The following is a 14,751-nucleotide window of genomic DNA, read 5'->3' on the forward strand; positions in this document are numbered from 1 at the left end:
CAGCGACGGCAAAATTGGTAAGGCTTTCGCTGCGAAAAAGCAAGGGCTTTCTCCTGTACTCAGCCGGGATGCCGGGCAGTGTGTGATGGCCATGCTTTTCATCAAATCAGGCCGTGAAGAATTGCTGCAGCCGTTGATTGACGGTTTGCGCCTGTTCATGCTGCACCCAATGGCTGGCATTTTCCAAAAGAAAAAGTTCGCCGTGCTGGCATTGCGCCAGACTGGCTTGTGCCAGTTCGGTGCGGAGAAAGCGGTCACGGCCGCCCCAAATCACCAAGGTCGGCATCTGCACCCTGGCACGGCCGGCGCGGCCGGGGGGGTGTCGCAAAGCGGCACGGTACCAGTTGATCATGGCGGTGGCGGCGCCGGGTTGGGACCAGGCCGCGCAATATTTTTCCAGATCAGCCTGGCTGAAGGTGCCGGGCCGGCTGGTTTGCAGCAGGGTGCGGCGGGCGACTTCCCAGTTGTTTTTTCGCATGCGCCATTCCGGTAGGCCGGGCAGTTGAAAGAAGAAAATGTACCAACTCTTGCGCCTTTGTTCGGCGTCGTGCAACAAGTAACGGCGCATGACGCGCGGATGCGGCCCGTTCAAAACCGCCAACTTTTCCACGCAGTCGGCATGCTGCAACGCCAGCCACCACGCCACCACGGCGCCCCAGTCATGCCCCACGATCAGAGCGCGTTGCCGGCCGGTGGTTTGGATCAACCCCGCGATGTCACGCGCAAGCTGGTCGAGACGGTAGGCAGCGATGCCGCGTGGCTTGTCGCTGAGATTGTAGCCGCGCTGATCCGGGGCCAGCACGCGATAACCCAAACGCGCGAAAAAATCGATTTGCCGGTGCCAGGCATACCAAAACTCCGGAAAGCCATGCAGGAAAAGGAGCAGCCGGCCGTTCTCCGGCCCGGCGTGAGCCACATGCAGCCGCACGCCGTTGCCGAGGAGATGGTGATGTTCGAGGATGGGCGTCATGTTTGGGGAGGTTGGTGCGGACGGTTGGCTTCCTCCGCCCGGACCATCGGTTGGAATTGGGCAACAATCGCCTGATGCAGTCGGTGGGCAAGCAGCTTGCGGTCGCGTTCGCGCACCGGCACCTCGCCGAAGGTGATGAACACTTTGAAACGCGGCAGTTGCAGCAGGCGGAAAATATGATCGGGGAATGTCATTGTCCCCCACCAGCACACCGACAAATGCGCCGGTGGCTCGCCGGCGGGAGTGTGATAGCTCAAGGTGGCGTAAAAAACCGGATAGTTGTTCTGTGCCGCAACATGCAACAACGGCGATTTGAACGGCAGGACGCCGGCACCGGCCGAGCTGGTGCCTTCGGGAAAGAAGATCACCCCCTCCCCCGCCTCCCATGCCGCGCGCAGCAAACGGTTGAGACGAACCACATCCCGGGTCTGCGCGCGGTTGATGAAGAGCGTGCCGGCGGCACGGGTGGCCAGGCCGATCAACGGCCAGCTTCGCACATCATGGCGGGAGATAAACACCCCGCCGGTAAGCGCGGCAAGCACGGGAATATCGATGTATCCGAGATGATTGCTCACCAAAAAAAAGGGCGGCTGCGGCGGCTGGCCGCGCACGACAAAGTGCATGCCGGCGAGCTTCGCCAGCAGGCGCGCCCAGCATTGAAAAACACGCCGGCGCCAGTGTCGATAACCCTTCGCAGTCACCATCGACAGCGGCCGGCCGAGCAGCAGAAGCAGCACGCCCACCGCGGTCAGCAGCGCGACCAGCGGCAGGCGGATGACAGCACGCACTTTCCTCATGGGGCTGCCTGTTCCCGAAAAAAGAAGCGCCGCGTGGCCTGGTCGAGGCTTTCAGTATCCAGCAGCATGAGATAATCTATGGTTTTGAACAACCTGTCCCGCGCCGGCAGACTGCAAATTTTGGCGCCATAGATCAGATAAATCTTCATCAACGCCGGCATGACAGCCGGGCCGCTGCGCACCTTGAAAGTTTCGTCATAACAGGCGTAGTCCGCATGCGGCTGCAGCAGAAAATCCGGATGCACGCGACCATGGGCGAGCAAATACTCCATCAACCACGCAGCAGTGGCCGGGTCCTGACTGGTGAGGGAACAGCAGCCGAACAAATAACGCTTGCGATGGAAGGTGAGATAGGCCGCCAGACCGCGCCAGAGCAGATACAGCACGCGCGCACTGCGATGCGGCCGTGCCACGCACGCCCGTCCAATTTCGACGGCATGCTCCAGCAAGCCGGCGGGAAAACCGCTGAGATCGTATTCGCCGGCGGCATAGAAACCCTCCCGGCTGCCGGCCATGGCGAGCGTTTGCATGCGATAGGTGCCGACCACCTGCTGCAGCGCGCGGTCCAGCACCATCACATGATGGCAGCGACTGTCGAAGTGATCCTCATCACGAAAGGTTTCGTGGGACGAGTCCAGCCCCTCTCCCAGTTCGAGATTGAAAACTTCGAAGCGCAGTTTCAAGACGGCGTCCAACTCGGCTTCGCTGCGGACGAAACGCAGGTGATAGTTGCCTTCAACCAGCTCGAAATCCGGCAACTGCTCGGGAAACGGCGGAAAACGGCGGACCACAAGTGGTGGAGTCATAATCGGCTCTCCCGGTTATGGGTTCACTCCTGCCGGAAGGAGACTTCCCTCCGGTTGTGGCCCGCGATGAAATGTTTCGTATCGTGCGCTGGTTTTTGCTCATCCTCCCGGCGCGCTTGTAAAAAGCAGGCGTGCTTGCTTCGCTCTCCGGCTCATCCTGCCGTCCTCCCAACAATTTTCAGCAGCGAAGCATCTGGTTCAAACATGGTGATGTCGTTGCCCTGCCTGCATCCGCCCACCGGCTTGATCGCCGGCCGGCGGCCAGGGAGGTTATGACCGGCGGTAGGTTTTGGGATCCGCCTGCAACACCAACCAATCACCGTGTTGAACGATCTCGCCGCTGATCACCAGCGGTTCTGCAATCAGGTGCAAAATTTCGGCATTGACACTGCGCCCTTGCGCTGAAACCAGCAACAGATAAATCGCCTGGCCGTCCTGGTCGCGCACCACGAACACCGGTGGAATGCCGCCGCTGATGCAGCGCACGGCGCAGGCGCGATGGGTTTTGAGCTCACCAGGCTTCATCATCCCGAAATAGCATTTGCTGTCAACGATCTCACCCGCCAGGGTGAAGCTGCCGAGCGAATAGGACGGCAGGGAATCGGCCCTGGCAACCAGCGTTGCGTCAACAGGGGTGAGTGCAGTAATCGACCCCGGCACCACCTCCAGCAGGGTTTTCTGGTCGCGATAAATCAGCCTGCCGCGCAATTTCACCGCCCTGCCCTGCCAGGACGTCATTTCCTGCTGGACACCGTGCTTGCCCCGCCCCACCAGGAGATAACGTGACAGCGCGGCAACCTCCCCCGCCACGCCCGGACGCAACACCAGCAGCGCGGGATAGGGTGTCGTGACCACAACGCCCTGGAACGTGCGTGGCATGAGGGACTCAAAAACGGCGGGCGCGAAAGGATTCTGGCTGCACACCAGCAAAGCGGCAAGGCCCGCGGCAAACAGAAACAGCACGACCACCACGCCCGCCATGAAAAATGCCTGCCGCCGCGGCATCTTCGGTTGCCAGCCGAAGTAAAACTCCTCCTCGCGATTCACACTCGCCACCCGCACACCTCTGCTTTCATTCAATTGATCAAGGCCGGCGCCACCCGCGTGCCCGGCGCAAGCGGCGTCGTCTGAATGAATACACGGCCCTGCCGCACGCGCACGACAAAAGTTGGAACTTTGCCGCTGAAGGGCGGCGCCGCCGCGCCGGTATCAGGAAAATACCGATGACCATGCCAGGGACAGGTGAGGCAGCCCTCAACAATGCGGCCCTCCCCCAACGGGCCGTTCTGATGGGGACAGACATTCGATACCGCTGAAATGCGACCGTCATATCTGAACACCGCAACGCGCTCGCCGCTGATGGTGAAAATCAGGGCGCGTTTCTCCGGAATCTCGCCGGCCCCACACACTTCCACGAAACCCCCGGCGTCGGCCCGCCGTGTCTCGCGATCCCGCTTGCGCTCCCTGCGACCGGCGGCGACATGCAGACTCAACACCACCGTCATGCCGGCCGCCATCACCACGGCAAGCAGGGGATTGGTTTCCGCCTGCAAGGCACCGAGCGTGACGTGCATGACGATCACGCCGTAGGCCGGATAGATCAGCATGTGCAAACTTTTCCAAACCGGCGCGGTGAGCTGGGCCAGCCAGAAATCGTGACTGGTGGCTGCCAGGATGAAGAAAATGAGCAGGGCGAGCAGGCCGAGGATTTCAAAAGGGAAGCCGCTCAGGCTCGCATAGCGCGTGTTGCTCACCAACAGGCTGACCAACGGGTTGAGATTGCCCGCTCCGTGAAAATGCCTCAGGGAGAGCACGGCATGTCCGAGGGCCAGCAGGAACATGGTGACCCCGAGATGCCGGCGGTTGTACAACAGGGGAAGAAAACGTGGTTGCAAGCGGCACAGCGGGCCAATCGCCAGAATGAGGTGCAGCAACAGCAGGGCGGCTGTGCCCAACGCCCGGATGATGAGCGTCTCAATGGTCGCCTGCGGATGCCATCGCAGTCCGGCCGCGATGAAGACCGCGAGATAGAGCACCAAGCCGACGAGCAGCACAATGTCGTAGAGGCGTTTTTGCCGGTTCCAGGAAACCGCACGATAGGCGAGGCTCATGGCAGCCTCCCGGTGCGCACCAGCGTCGCAGTGGGCAGGATCGCAGTGGCCACGATTTGCTGATGTGCCAAGCTGTAAAGCATCACCTTGCCGTCGGCACTCAACGCGGCCGGCGGCAGCGCAAAACGACGGAGATGTTTGCCCGAGAGCCCACCCAGCAAATGGGCCGTCTCCGGTAATTGTTTTGTAACCGGGACGTTCGCCTCGCACCAGTACACCAGCACGTCGGGCGCGATGAGATCGCGGCGAGGCTGCAGTTCGATCACCAACCGCTGCGGGGGAATGCGATCGGCGCTGACGCGCGTCATGATACTCTGCCCGGGCCAGAGGTTGTCTCGCTCCAACAGCATTTTGGGAAAGGCAGGGATTTCATTGATCAACAGCGCCGGAACCTCTTGGGGCAGGGGTGCATGCCGCACCGCCAATCCTGCCAGAAAAAGCAAGGGCAACCCTACGGTCATGATTCGCATGAGTTGATAGTGGCGCTGCCGCAGCGGTTGAATCATGGCGCCGCCTCCTTGCCGGCCGGTGCGCTGCGCTGGCGCGCGGCGGCGCGATGGGGATTGTTTTCCTCCGGCGGTGTTTTGGCGCCGGCGAGCCAGCGCCACAACAGCAGTGGCCAAAGGGCGATGGTGCCGGGAATGATGATCAACCGAAATCCCCAGCCTGCGCCGCGGGCGGCGGCGTCAATTTTGTTGACACCGATGGTGAGAAATGGAAGGGCGAACGCCAGGCCGAACGCCAAATAGCAGCCGGCGATGCGCACCAGCCAGTCTGCCCAAAGCATGTGCATACTGTCAATGCCTCCGGCAAAAAGTCGGTTGGCTTCCCAACCAGGCAAGCATGCGCGTACTGCCCGGGTGAAATGTCATTGGATGAGGGCCGGCGTTGGCCGTCATGATTCCAGCCTTTTGAGAGGGCGGGTGAGGGTGCTGTACCATGTTTGGTTGGGAGTAACGCGCAAAAATCAACCAATTGCCTAATCGCCCGGCTGGTCAACGGGGAGGAGCTCTTCATAAGGGGTGCCTGGGTAGCCGGGTAAAGTGGCGCAATGATAGGAAATTCGCGCTTCGGAAGCAAGTGGAAGTTGGTTGCGGGTGAAAAGCCCGGGTTACAAGGAATCGCAGCCGGGAATCATGTTGCAGGCAAAGAGGCCCGGCGCTCTCCACACCTGCAGCGGGGCTGAGCCTGGATAGCAGGATCACGTGAAGATCAGAATTCCACTTGACAAGCTGCCGCTAATTTGACAGTTTGGTCGAAACAGCATTTCATCCTTGCCATGATCGAGCGAAGCGTAATGAAAAACCACGCCGTGAGGTTCCTGTCCGTGGTGGCAGCTCTGGCTGTTGCAGCAGGCTGCACGGCCCCGCAGCATACACCCACCCGGCCGGCAGCTCCGGAAATCATCACCATGGCGCAGTGGGGCGGCCTGGCCATGACGGACTTTTTCCGCACACATGACATCAGGTTCATCACGCTCCATCACGGCGGCGAAGAATATCCTCCTGACAAAGACACCGCCGAGCATTTGCGCAACCTGCAGAGTTGGTCGCGCCGCGAGAAGAAATGGATCGACCTGCCATACCATTTCCTGATCGACTGGCAGGGGAAAATTTATGCCGGCCGTGACCTGCGTCATCCCGGTGATACCAACACCGCTTATGATCCCACCGGCCACGCCCTGATTTGTGTTTTGGGCAATTTCGAACTACAGACTCCGAACGGCAAGCAACTGCGTGCAATGGCCGATTTGATGGCCTGGCTGTGCCGCTCCCATCATCTTTCCGTCGCGGTGATCAAAGGCCACAAAGACGTGGCCGAAGGCACAGCGTGTCCGGGGAAAAATTTGTACCGCTACCTCAGCGACGGTTATTTCAAGCGGGAAGTGGCGCGGCGCCTGGGAGAAAAAATTGACTGAGCTGCGGGGCGGGTTGACCGCCGCCCGTCAACGATGCGAGCCTCTCCCAACCATTGCTTTGACCGGCAGACGTGCCATGAGCCTTGCGACCGACTGATTCTTCCGGTCAGATCAGGAGAGATATTTCATTTGCATGCCGGCCGGTTTGCGGGAGAGGGCGGCAGCTCGTGGGCGGAGGAACAGTGGGTTGGTGCGGCTGCGGAGGGTTCGACTCAAATCGTTGGACCGTGCTACAACGGCCACCACTACAGACTACCGCCTGGCAGTTATTACGACAGGCCAAGGATGGCCCTCAGATCGTCAGGAGATTTCTCATCAGCGACAATCCCGCCAAAAACCGCAAACAGAAAAACCGCGGACGGCTGCAGACCAAACGCCGGTAATGTTCACTGGCAACGCCAGCGGGGAGAGACTGCTTTGTGTTGCCGTTCAGCCGTTGTGCCGGGCGCAGCGTCTCCGCCTGCCGGCAGTCACCCTTCCGGCACCGCGGCCATCCGGCATCTCAGCCCGCCTCCGTCCGTTTGTTCCTGCCGCGCACTTCGGCGCGCAAAGCCTCTTCGAGAATTTTGATTGCCTGCGTATCGCTCACGCCCTGCGACAAATAAGCCTGCGCCACAATGGCGTTGATTTCTTCCCGGTTGCGGGTTGTCAGATTCAATTGCAGGACGGTTTTGTAAACTTCCAGGGCGGTCTCATCGCGGCGGCCGGCAAGCAAATAGATGCTTGCCAAAGTCGGGTAGAAGCGCACGCGATTGGGTTTATCCTGCAAAAGCTTTTCGTAGATGCGGGCGGCGGCGTCATATTTGCCCTGCAGCAGATAAAAACGTGCCCGGGCCTCCGGCGAGAAGACGACGAAGCCCAGCAGGGGCAGCAGGATTAAACCGGTCACCGCGCCGCCAATAAACAAGGCACTGCCCAGCCCCCCCGCAACATTGACGCTGGGCAATTCGGAGGCCACCAGGGTGAGATTGACCCGTGCTTGTGCGAGCAGGGCGGCCAGTTCGGGATCATCAGGGGCAGCCTGACGCAGCTTCTCCAGCAACAGGATGGCGCGGCCCCAATCTTCATTGGCCATCGCGGTGCGCGCCGCGGCATACAATGAATCATGCCACACACGTGTGTCTTCGGAGAGAGACTGCGGCGCCTGCGTTTCCCGGGCCTGTTGCAGCTGGCGGCGCGCCTCGGCGAGCAGGGCGTTGATGTCTTTGAAAGTGGGATCGAGTTGCGCGCCCTGTTGCAGTACCCGCACCGCCGCCGGCCAGTCGCCCAGTGCGAAGGCGGCGCGCCCTTCTTCATAGAGAGCCGCCACACTGGCGCGCGCGGTCTCCTGCTCGAGGCGTTGCCGGGCAGAGGCCAGACGGCTGGCGGTGTCCTGAAAATGCGGCATGATGGCCATGATTTTTTCGAAGGCGACGATGGCGGTCGTCCATTCCTGCCGGTTGAAGGCGCTCATCGCAGTATCATAAAGCTGCTCGACTTCCTCGAGCTGGCGCTGCCGCTGGGCCGCGGCATGCGAGAGTTCAAGCTGTTCGAGCGCCTGGCGCAAGCGCGCTCGGGCATCGCGATACTCACCGGCCTTCTCCAGCAGGGCCTCGTAAGCGTGGATGGCCTCCTCCCATTTGCCTTCCGCTGCAAGCGTCTGCGCCCGCTGATACAGTGCCTGCCAGGACGCCTCCTCCTGCTGCCGTTGCAATTTTTCCGTCACGGCCGCCAGCCTGGCACGGGCATTCTGGTCGTCCGGCAATTGCCGGACAAGCTGCTCATAGAGTGAACGTGCTTCTTGCAGACGGCCTGCCATCTCCGCCTGTTGGGCGGTGGTGCGCAGTCCTTGCAGTGCCCGGGCATTTTCAACCAATCGCGCCAGGTTGGCAAATTGTTGCCGCTGCGCCGGATAAAGCCTCTCCCCCTCCCGCAGTTCGGCCAGGGCCTCTTCCAAACGGCCTTGTTGGTAGAGGAAGCGGCCCAGCTCGAACGCAATCGTGCCACCGATTTGTTCTTCGCGTGCCAGACTCCCGGCCTCACGCAGGGCACTCTCATAGCGTTGCTCTTTGTTCAGGCGTTTGTAGGTCAGCGCGAGCTCATAGAGCACGGCGAGCTGCAAATCGCGGCTGGTGCTGGCGGTGCAGCTTTGGCGTGCGCGCAGGAAAAATTGCTCGGCGCGCGTGTGATCCTGCAGTTGTTTGTAAACCAGGCCGAGATTGAAGGCGGCTTCGACGAAATCAGGATCGAGCGCAAGCGCGCGGGTGAAGGCGGAGATTTTCCTGGCCGGAGTGGATTCCCGCAAGCCGGCTTCCAGCAGGCGGGCGGCGCGCTCGTTTTTCGTTTGCAGTGCGGCGGGTGCCGCCAGACTGAAGAGCAGCACGACGCCGAGGCAGGTTTGCAGAAAACTCTGTCGCATGGCAAATTTCACCGGCAGGCGCATGAGCAACCCGTGGGGATGACAGCGCAATTTAGCATTGGAATTTCATAAAGGGACAGGACGTGCCCCACATTCTTCCTGAAGGCGGAGTCCCCGGTGCGAAAACCGGCAAAGTGCGCCGCAGATATCTGCGCATCCTGCGCCGCGACGGGAAGATCGCGGCACGGCTTTACAGCGATTGCACCAGCCGCAGGATGACCATCCGGCCGATCAACGGCGCTCCCACAAAGGCCCGATAGGGATCGTCCAGCACGTTTTGCACGGAAATGAGCGCCTGGGTGCTGCGGCTGAGGTTGAAGCTCAAGTCCCAATCCAGTACCGTGTGCGTCTGCACCGCACCGAGGTAAACGCCGGAGAGCACCGGAAAGCCCTCGATGTGGCGGAGCCGTGCCTCGGCCTCCAGACCGGTATTGAGCGCGGAAAAACACACGCTGGCGCTGAACTTGTTGCGCGGGGCATTGAGCGCAATATCGTGCGGCTGGCGCGCGTTGCTGGCAAAGAAATCCCGGCTGACATGGGAATAGTTCAACGCCAGCCGCCAGCTTCGATTGAGCACCCAGCCCAGACTCAGGTCAGCACCGTAGAATGAAATGTCGCCGAAATTGCGATAGGTCATGATCACTTCGGTCGCGCTTTGCACCTCCTGGGGCGAAATCAAGCCCAGGGGCAGATTCGCCAGGCTTTGCGCGATGCTTTGCGCCGTGGCTTGCGCGGCCGCCGGCGCGAAACCATTGGCTGCCAAATCCCGGGCCAGCACCTGCGTCAGCGCCGCCGGATCCACAAAAACATGCGGGGTTTCCACCGTCAACGGACCGACAAAATCCCGCACGCGCGTGCGATAGAGATCGATTCCCACCAGCAGCTTTTGGTACCACAGCCCTTTGTATCCGATCTCCGTGGTGGTGGTGATGGTCGGCTTGGTCAGCGGAATATCGCTGACGGTCAAAACCGGGACATCAAACGCCCGCGAGGTGGGATTGAAGGCGCGCAGCACGCCGGGCACCGTGGCGCTCAGCGAGCGCGGCAACGCGGCGGCCAGCGCCTCCCGCGCCGGTCCGGCAGGTTGTGACGCCAGAATCAGGTTGCGCAACGCCGGCCAGACAGGGTTGACATCCGGCGGCAGATAGCCACTGCCGGCACCCGCGGCCGCGCCAAGGAGCGAAATCATTTGTGGCCGCTGATCGGCACCCCGCCGGAATGTGAACCCGCCCGCGCTTGTCCGGGCAAAGCCACCCCGGCGTGGGGCGGTGCCTTCGGCATAAAGCTCGAAAAAAACCGGACCCAGCACCGGTTCCAGGGCGGGGTTGATCGACCGGGTCGGCACCGTGGTTGAGAGAATATCCAGGAACAAATTGTTGGCCGAGGGTGTGCTGTACGCCTGATTGTAAGTCAGACGCAGCGTGTGCCTCTCCCATGGCTTGAACAGAAGCGCGGCCCGCGGGGAGAGGACCTGCCCTTTGATGAAGGTGTGATCATCCAGGCGCGCGGCCAGAATCGCCGAGAGCCGGGGCATGAGCGACGTCTCCGATTGCAAAAAGGCGCCACGCTCATCAATGCGATCGAAAGGTTCGTGACGGTTGTTGATCGTGCCGCCGGTATTCGGCCTGGTCTGCAGCACATCGAAGCCATAGGTGAAGCGCTGGCGCCGCCCCAGAGTGAAGCCGTGATGCACCTGCCCGACCAGTAGGCTGGATCTGTCCACAATCGGCGCACCGCTGCGCAGCAAATAGGTGTCACCGGCATCGGTTTGATTGAGGTAGGCCTGCGCAAACAGGCTCTTGTAATATAACCGGCCTTGCAGGTAATAGAAACGCCAGTCACGCGCCTGCGCCGCGCCAACACCGGTCAATTCGATATCGCTGATCTGACTGAATCCCGCGGAGAGGATGCCGGTCATTCCCGCTGCCGGCCGGAAATCCAGGCGGGCATCCAGGCTCAACCGTTCCACGTCAAAATCGCGGCCAGGGGCGGGCACGCGCTTGCCGGCAATTTCGAAGAATTCCGGCTCGGCAGGATCGCGAGAGAACCAGTCCACCCCCTGGTAGAATTGCCCGGAAATTTTGTAGCCCAGGCGATCGCCCAAGCTGTTGGCATGGCGGAACGAGCCGATGAATTCAATGCGTTCGCCTCCGCCGGCGCTCAAGCTGGTGCCTTCCGCGCCAAACGGCGATTTGGTGATGAGATGCACCACGCCGTTGGCACTGTTGGGGCCGTAAAGAGCCGCGCCCGGGCCGGAGACCACTTCGATGCGCTCGAGATCCTCGTTGGCGATGGGAATCAGGTTGTAGGCGTTGAAGCGCAACGAGGGCAAGCCCGCGATGCGGTTGTCAACCTGCGCCAGCAACGCGCCGGAAAAGACATTGTTGAATCCCCGCACCACCACGTTCGCCTGGTTGATGCCGGTGGCGGCAAAATCCACCGCCGGCAGGGTTTTGATGTGCTCCAGCGGGGTGAGCACCGAGCGCGACTGAAGCTGTGTGCCCTCCAGCAGCGAGATGGCCACCGGCGCCTCGAAGATCTTCTCCGGCCGGCGCGAGGCCGTGATGATCACGGGATTGAGTTGCAAACCAACATGCAGCAGGGAGATCTCCAGCGCCTTGGTCATGCCCGGCGAAAGCTCGACCTGTTGCATCACCTTTTTTTCATAACCGATGTAGGAGGTGGTGATGGTGTAGATGCCGGGAATGACTTCTTTGATCTCGAACTCGCCGTTGGGGCCGGTGATGGTGCCCGTGGCCTGACCGGCTATGCCCTCCGGAATCAGCTCGAGGCTGGCGCCGGGCAGGCGCTCGCCGGTTTCCGAATCACTGACGAAACCGAGCACGGTGGCTTCAGCCGTCAAAGTGGTGTTCACCACTGCCTCACCGCCGTTCTTCTCTGCCACCACCGGCAGATGTGGCTCCTCGCCTGACAGGGGGCTGGATTCCGCTGCCCGGGGGTCGGGCGCCAGGCTGTAGTCGCTCTCGATGCCGTCCAGCACCGGGACACCGCGGCCATTGATCATCAACTTGTCAACGTCGCAATCGGTGATGATGAGATTTTTGAGCACCGGCTGCACGTTTCTGGCGATGATGGCGTGGTCGCTGTAGCGAATGACACAAAAGGACAGTTGCGAGCCGGATCGGCCCTCTCCGAGCAACTCGATTCCCTGCCAGTCACGAAGGGTGGGCAGACGGCGGCTGGTGACGCCACTCCAGCCGAACTCATTGTCGTATGCCGAGGTGAAAACGATGCGGTCGGCCACCGTGCCATTGGCGATTAAAACGCCATGCACTTTGATGCTGAAGGCGCCGGCAAACTTGACCACCACACCCGCCTGTATCACCAGGGTATCTGCTAGCGGCACAACGACATCGCCGGTCACCAAATAGGGGCTGCCAGCCAAATTCCAGATTCCGGACTGGCGGCCGGAAACTTCCGTCGCGCGGCACAGGCCGGGCACCAGCCCCATCCAAACAAGAACGCACGCAATGATCCGCCGCTGGCGGACATGGCCTTGTCGTGAGCTCACCACAAACCTCCTTGAGATGAACCAGAGAAACCGGCGTCCGATCCTTGGGTACCGGCAACAGCATTTGCGAAATGGTTGGCGCACATACAATTGTCCCCCCTGCTGCAGAGACAACTCCAGTTTGCCTATTTTACCCCCAAACTTAATGGCTGCAGAAAGGTATGTGCGTTTCGGGGAAAGCAGGGGCGTGGGAGCAAGGTGAGGAAAAACAGTGCGCTTACCGCCATTCGTGGCGCGGCGGCGGTTAGTTTCGACTGCGGCCGGCGGCAGAGCCCGGTGTGGTCGCACGCGCACGCTGTTGTCTGCTCTGCGCCACAATCGAGGAGATGCGATCCCAGTTGGGTGTCGGCAGACTCATCTGCAGGACACTCTCATAAACTTTGAGGGCATTGCCATCGGTGCGGCCGGCGCGCAGATAAATCTCGGCCAGGCGGGAATACAACCCCGTCGCCCTGGGATTTTGCTCCAACAGCTTCTCATAAATCGAAGCGGCACGATTGAAATCGCGCAGCAGGAGAAAGGCTTGCGCCCGCACCTGGTCGGAGTATGGAAAGACACCGCTGAAGGGCAACACCACCAATGCCGTGATAATGGCGGCAACCAGCAGAATCATGCCCCAATTGAGCCCGGCGGCCACCACTGCTTCTTGTTCCTCCTCGGCAAATTCGATCTGGGAATACAAGCTGGTATCCTCGTCGTGAAGTCGCGAAATTGCCGGTTCGATGGTCACGGCCATGACCTCCGCCGCCGGGGCGGGAGGGGGAGCCGCTGTCGGAGCGGCAGAATCACCGACGGTGCTGTCGATCACGGCCGGCACATCCACCATTTCGAACGGCAACACCGTGGCAGCCGGCAACAGATGGCTGCGCACTCGGGCAAGCAGGGTGTCAACTTCGCTGTCGTAGGGGTTGAGCTCGCGGGCTTTCTCGAAAGCCACCAGGGCGCGGGTGTAGTTGCCGCTTGCCAGGGCACGGCGGCCATCGAGATAGTATCGCCGGGCGCGCGCTTCAAGCACAGCGCGGCCGCTGTCCGCCTGCAGACGGGCCAGCCAGGGCCGCACATTCAACAGGCGCTGTTTGTCCTGCAAGCGCCGGCGTACCCGTTGCAGCCGGGTTTCGGCATCCTTGTATCCGGGGGCGGATTGCAGCAGGTTTTCATAGGTGGCAATTGCAAGCTCGAGGCGGTCGTCGGCTTCGTAGCTTTGCGCCTGCAAATAAAGCCGGTGGAAAACCTCTTCACGCGCGGCGGTTTCCAAGCTCGCACCCAGGGAGGCAATTTCACGGCCAACATTCATGAAGCCGGGCTTTTCCGCCTCGATTTGCCGGAGCAAGGCTAGCGCCTCCTCGAAGTTGCCATGCGCCCGTTCTTTGGCGGCTTGTTGATAGAGATTGAAAAGCCGCACGGCTTCTTCCACGACGGGGATCAGCTTGTCGAATTCCGCCTGGTTGCCGGTGGCGTGCTGGCGGCCCTGCTGCAGTTCGGTCAACGCTTCCCGATAGCGGCCACCTTGATAAAGCAGCCGGCCGAGATCCAGTGACACCTGGGTGCGCAGTCTGGCTTCGGGCGCAAGCTCAAACGCCTGGCGCAGCGCCTCCTCGGCGGCCTCCAAATCATCCAGCCGCTGGTTGAGCGCTGCCAACTCATAGACGATTTTGAAGCGCAAGTCTGCCTTGTTGGATCCGGCGTTCAGCGAGCGGGCGCGTTCGAGCAGCTCGCGCGCCTGGGCATAGGCCTTGCGTTTGCGATGCAACAGCGCGAGATTATAAAGGGCTTCCTGAAACTCCGGATCCAGCTCCAGGGCGCGCTGATAGGCGGCCATGGCAAGATCCGCGTTTTTCTGCCGCAGGCCGGATTTGAACCATTTGTTGGCCTCTTCGTTGTGGGATTGGGCCGCGGCAGCCAGCGGCAGCAACAACCAACACAGTGCGTACAATATGCCGCAGCGGGCCAGGGTCAGTCTCATCCCAACGTCCTTTATGACCAACGCGTTGCCTTTTGCCTCTTGAAATCATTCCTGCGATGAAATGCCGGTTGCGCAAGGGAGTCGTGTCATCTTTTCCGCCCGGGCAGACCGGACACACAGTGTCCCTGCCCTGCCTGCTCCTTTCTGCAACACAAACCTGACAAGGGGTGCGGAGGCGTTTTTCGCCGCCGCAGCCGTACAACGCTGAGCAGGGACTGCAGAAACGATGTTGTTCCGCGCCGGCATATGCCTGCCG

At 61.1% G+C, this 14,751-nt stretch carries 11 protein-coding genes; 1 reads left to right on the forward strand and 10 read right to left on the reverse strand.

The window, feature by feature from the left end; translation table 11 throughout:
* Window positions 1-106: 106 nt before the first annotated feature.
* The 7 genes from ONB52_15275 to ONB52_15305 all read right to left on the reverse strand — a co-directional run bounded on the left by ONB52_15275 (window position 107) and on the right by ONB52_15305 (window position 5,477).
* The gene (locus ONB52_15275) at window positions 107-970 is read right to left on the reverse strand and encodes an alpha/beta hydrolase (GenBank protein MDZ7417497.1); all 864 of its coding nucleotides are present in this window, start codon (window positions 968-970) and stop codon (window positions 107-109) included.
* Window positions 967-1,767: a 1-acyl-sn-glycerol-3-phosphate acyltransferase gene (locus ONB52_15280; GenBank protein MDZ7417498.1), complete on the reverse strand. Its 801-nt coding sequence runs from the start codon at window positions 1,765-1,767 to the stop codon at window positions 967-969. Before ONB52_15280 ends, ONB52_15275 begins: the two co-directional genes overlap by 4 nt.
* The gene (locus tag ONB52_15285) at window positions 1,764-2,573 is read right to left on the reverse strand and encodes a GNAT family N-acetyltransferase (protein MDZ7417499.1); all 810 of its coding nucleotides are present in this window, start codon (window positions 2,571-2,573) and stop codon (window positions 1,764-1,766) included. Before ONB52_15285 ends, ONB52_15280 begins: the two co-directional genes overlap by 4 nt.
* A 270-nt stretch (window positions 2,574-2,843) precedes the next feature.
* Window positions 2,844-3,653, reverse strand: coding sequence for a hypothetical protein (locus tag ONB52_15290; protein MDZ7417500.1), 810 nt, complete (start codon window positions 3,651-3,653; stop codon window positions 2,844-2,846).
* Window positions 3,650-4,684 carry a ferric reductase-like transmembrane domain-containing protein gene (locus ONB52_15295; GenBank protein ID MDZ7417501.1) on the reverse strand — a complete coding sequence of 345 codons (1,035 nt, stop codon included), beginning with the start codon at window positions 4,682-4,684 and terminating at the stop codon, window positions 3,650-3,652. Before ONB52_15295 ends, ONB52_15290 begins: the two co-directional genes overlap by 4 nt.
* Window positions 4,681-5,190, reverse strand: a complete 510-nt coding sequence (locus ONB52_15300) for a hypothetical protein (GenBank protein MDZ7417502.1) — start codon at window positions 5,188-5,190, stop codon at window positions 4,681-4,683. Before ONB52_15300 ends, ONB52_15295 begins: the two co-directional genes overlap by 4 nt.
* The gene (locus tag ONB52_15305) at window positions 5,187-5,477 is read right to left on the reverse strand and encodes a hypothetical protein (GenBank protein MDZ7417503.1); all 291 of its coding nucleotides are present in this window, start codon (window positions 5,475-5,477) and stop codon (window positions 5,187-5,189) included. The genes ONB52_15300 and ONB52_15305 overlap by 4 nt, the downstream gene beginning before the upstream one ends.
* Before the next feature lie 519 nt (window positions 5,478-5,996).
* On the opposite strand from ONB52_15305, the gene ONB52_15310 reads away from it, so the two are divergent.
* On the forward strand, window positions 5,997-6,602 hold the full coding sequence (locus ONB52_15310) for a peptidoglycan recognition protein family protein (GenBank protein MDZ7417504.1): 606 nt from the start codon (window positions 5,997-5,999) through the stop codon (window positions 6,600-6,602).
* 502 nt (window positions 6,603-7,104) lie between these two features.
* Here ONB52_15310 and ONB52_15315 read toward each other — a convergent pair.
* From ONB52_15315 to ONB52_15325, 3 genes are all read right to left on the reverse strand, one after another.
* Window positions 7,105-9,000: a tetratricopeptide repeat protein gene (locus tag ONB52_15315; GenBank protein ID MDZ7417505.1), complete on the reverse strand. Its 1,896-nt coding sequence runs from the start codon at window positions 8,998-9,000 to the stop codon at window positions 7,105-7,107.
* A 190-nt stretch (window positions 9,001-9,190) separates the two neighbouring features.
* Complete coding sequence (locus ONB52_15320) at window positions 9,191-12,532, reverse strand: TonB-dependent receptor (protein ID MDZ7417506.1); 3,342 nt, start codon at window positions 12,530-12,532, stop codon at window positions 9,191-9,193.
* A gap of 244 nt (window positions 12,533-12,776) precedes the next feature.
* Window positions 12,777-14,495 carry a tetratricopeptide repeat protein gene (locus tag ONB52_15325; GenBank protein MDZ7417507.1) on the reverse strand — a complete coding sequence of 573 codons (1,719 nt, stop codon included), beginning with the start codon at window positions 14,493-14,495 and terminating at the stop codon, window positions 12,777-12,779.
* Between the last annotated feature and the right edge of the window lie 256 nt (window positions 14,496-14,751).

The sequence above is a fragment of the candidate division KSB1 bacterium genome, from assembly GCA_034506255.1.
In the GTDB taxonomy this organism is placed as follows: Bacteria; Zhuqueibacterota; Zhuqueibacteria; order Zhuqueibacterales; family Zhuqueibacteraceae; genus Coneutiohabitans; species Coneutiohabitans thermophilus.

What these genes read in the sequence shown, in the direction of transcription:
- ONB52_15325 (MDZ7417507.1), bottom strand. Translation starts at nt 14,495, where the DNA reads ATGAGACTGACCCTGGCCCGCTGCGGCATATTGTACGCACTGTGTTGG.
- ONB52_15295 (MDZ7417501.1), bottom strand. Translation starts at nt 4,684, where the DNA reads ATGAGCCTCGCCTATCGTGCGGTTTCCTGGAACCGGCAAAAACGCCTC.
- ONB52_15300 (MDZ7417502.1), bottom strand. Translation starts at nt 5,190, where the DNA reads ATGATTCAACCGCTGCGGCAGCGCCACTATCAACTCATGCGAATCATG.
- ONB52_15275 (MDZ7417497.1), bottom strand. Translation starts at nt 970, where the DNA reads ATGACGCCCATCCTCGAACATCACCATCTCCTCGGCAACGGCGTGCGG.
- ONB52_15285 (MDZ7417499.1), bottom strand. Translation starts at nt 2,573, where the DNA reads ATGACTCCACCACTTGTGGTCCGCCGTTTTCCGCCGTTTCCCGAGCAG.
- ONB52_15305 (MDZ7417503.1), bottom strand. Translation starts at nt 5,477, where the DNA reads ATGCACATGCTTTGGGCAGACTGGCTGGTGCGCATCGCCGGCTGCTAT.
- ONB52_15315 (MDZ7417505.1), bottom strand. Translation starts at nt 9,000, where the DNA reads ATGCGACAGAGTTTTCTGCAAACCTGCCTCGGCGTCGTGCTGCTCTTC.
- ONB52_15280 (MDZ7417498.1), bottom strand. Translation starts at nt 1,767, where the DNA reads ATGAGGAAAGTGCGTGCTGTCATCCGCCTGCCGCTGGTCGCGCTGCTG.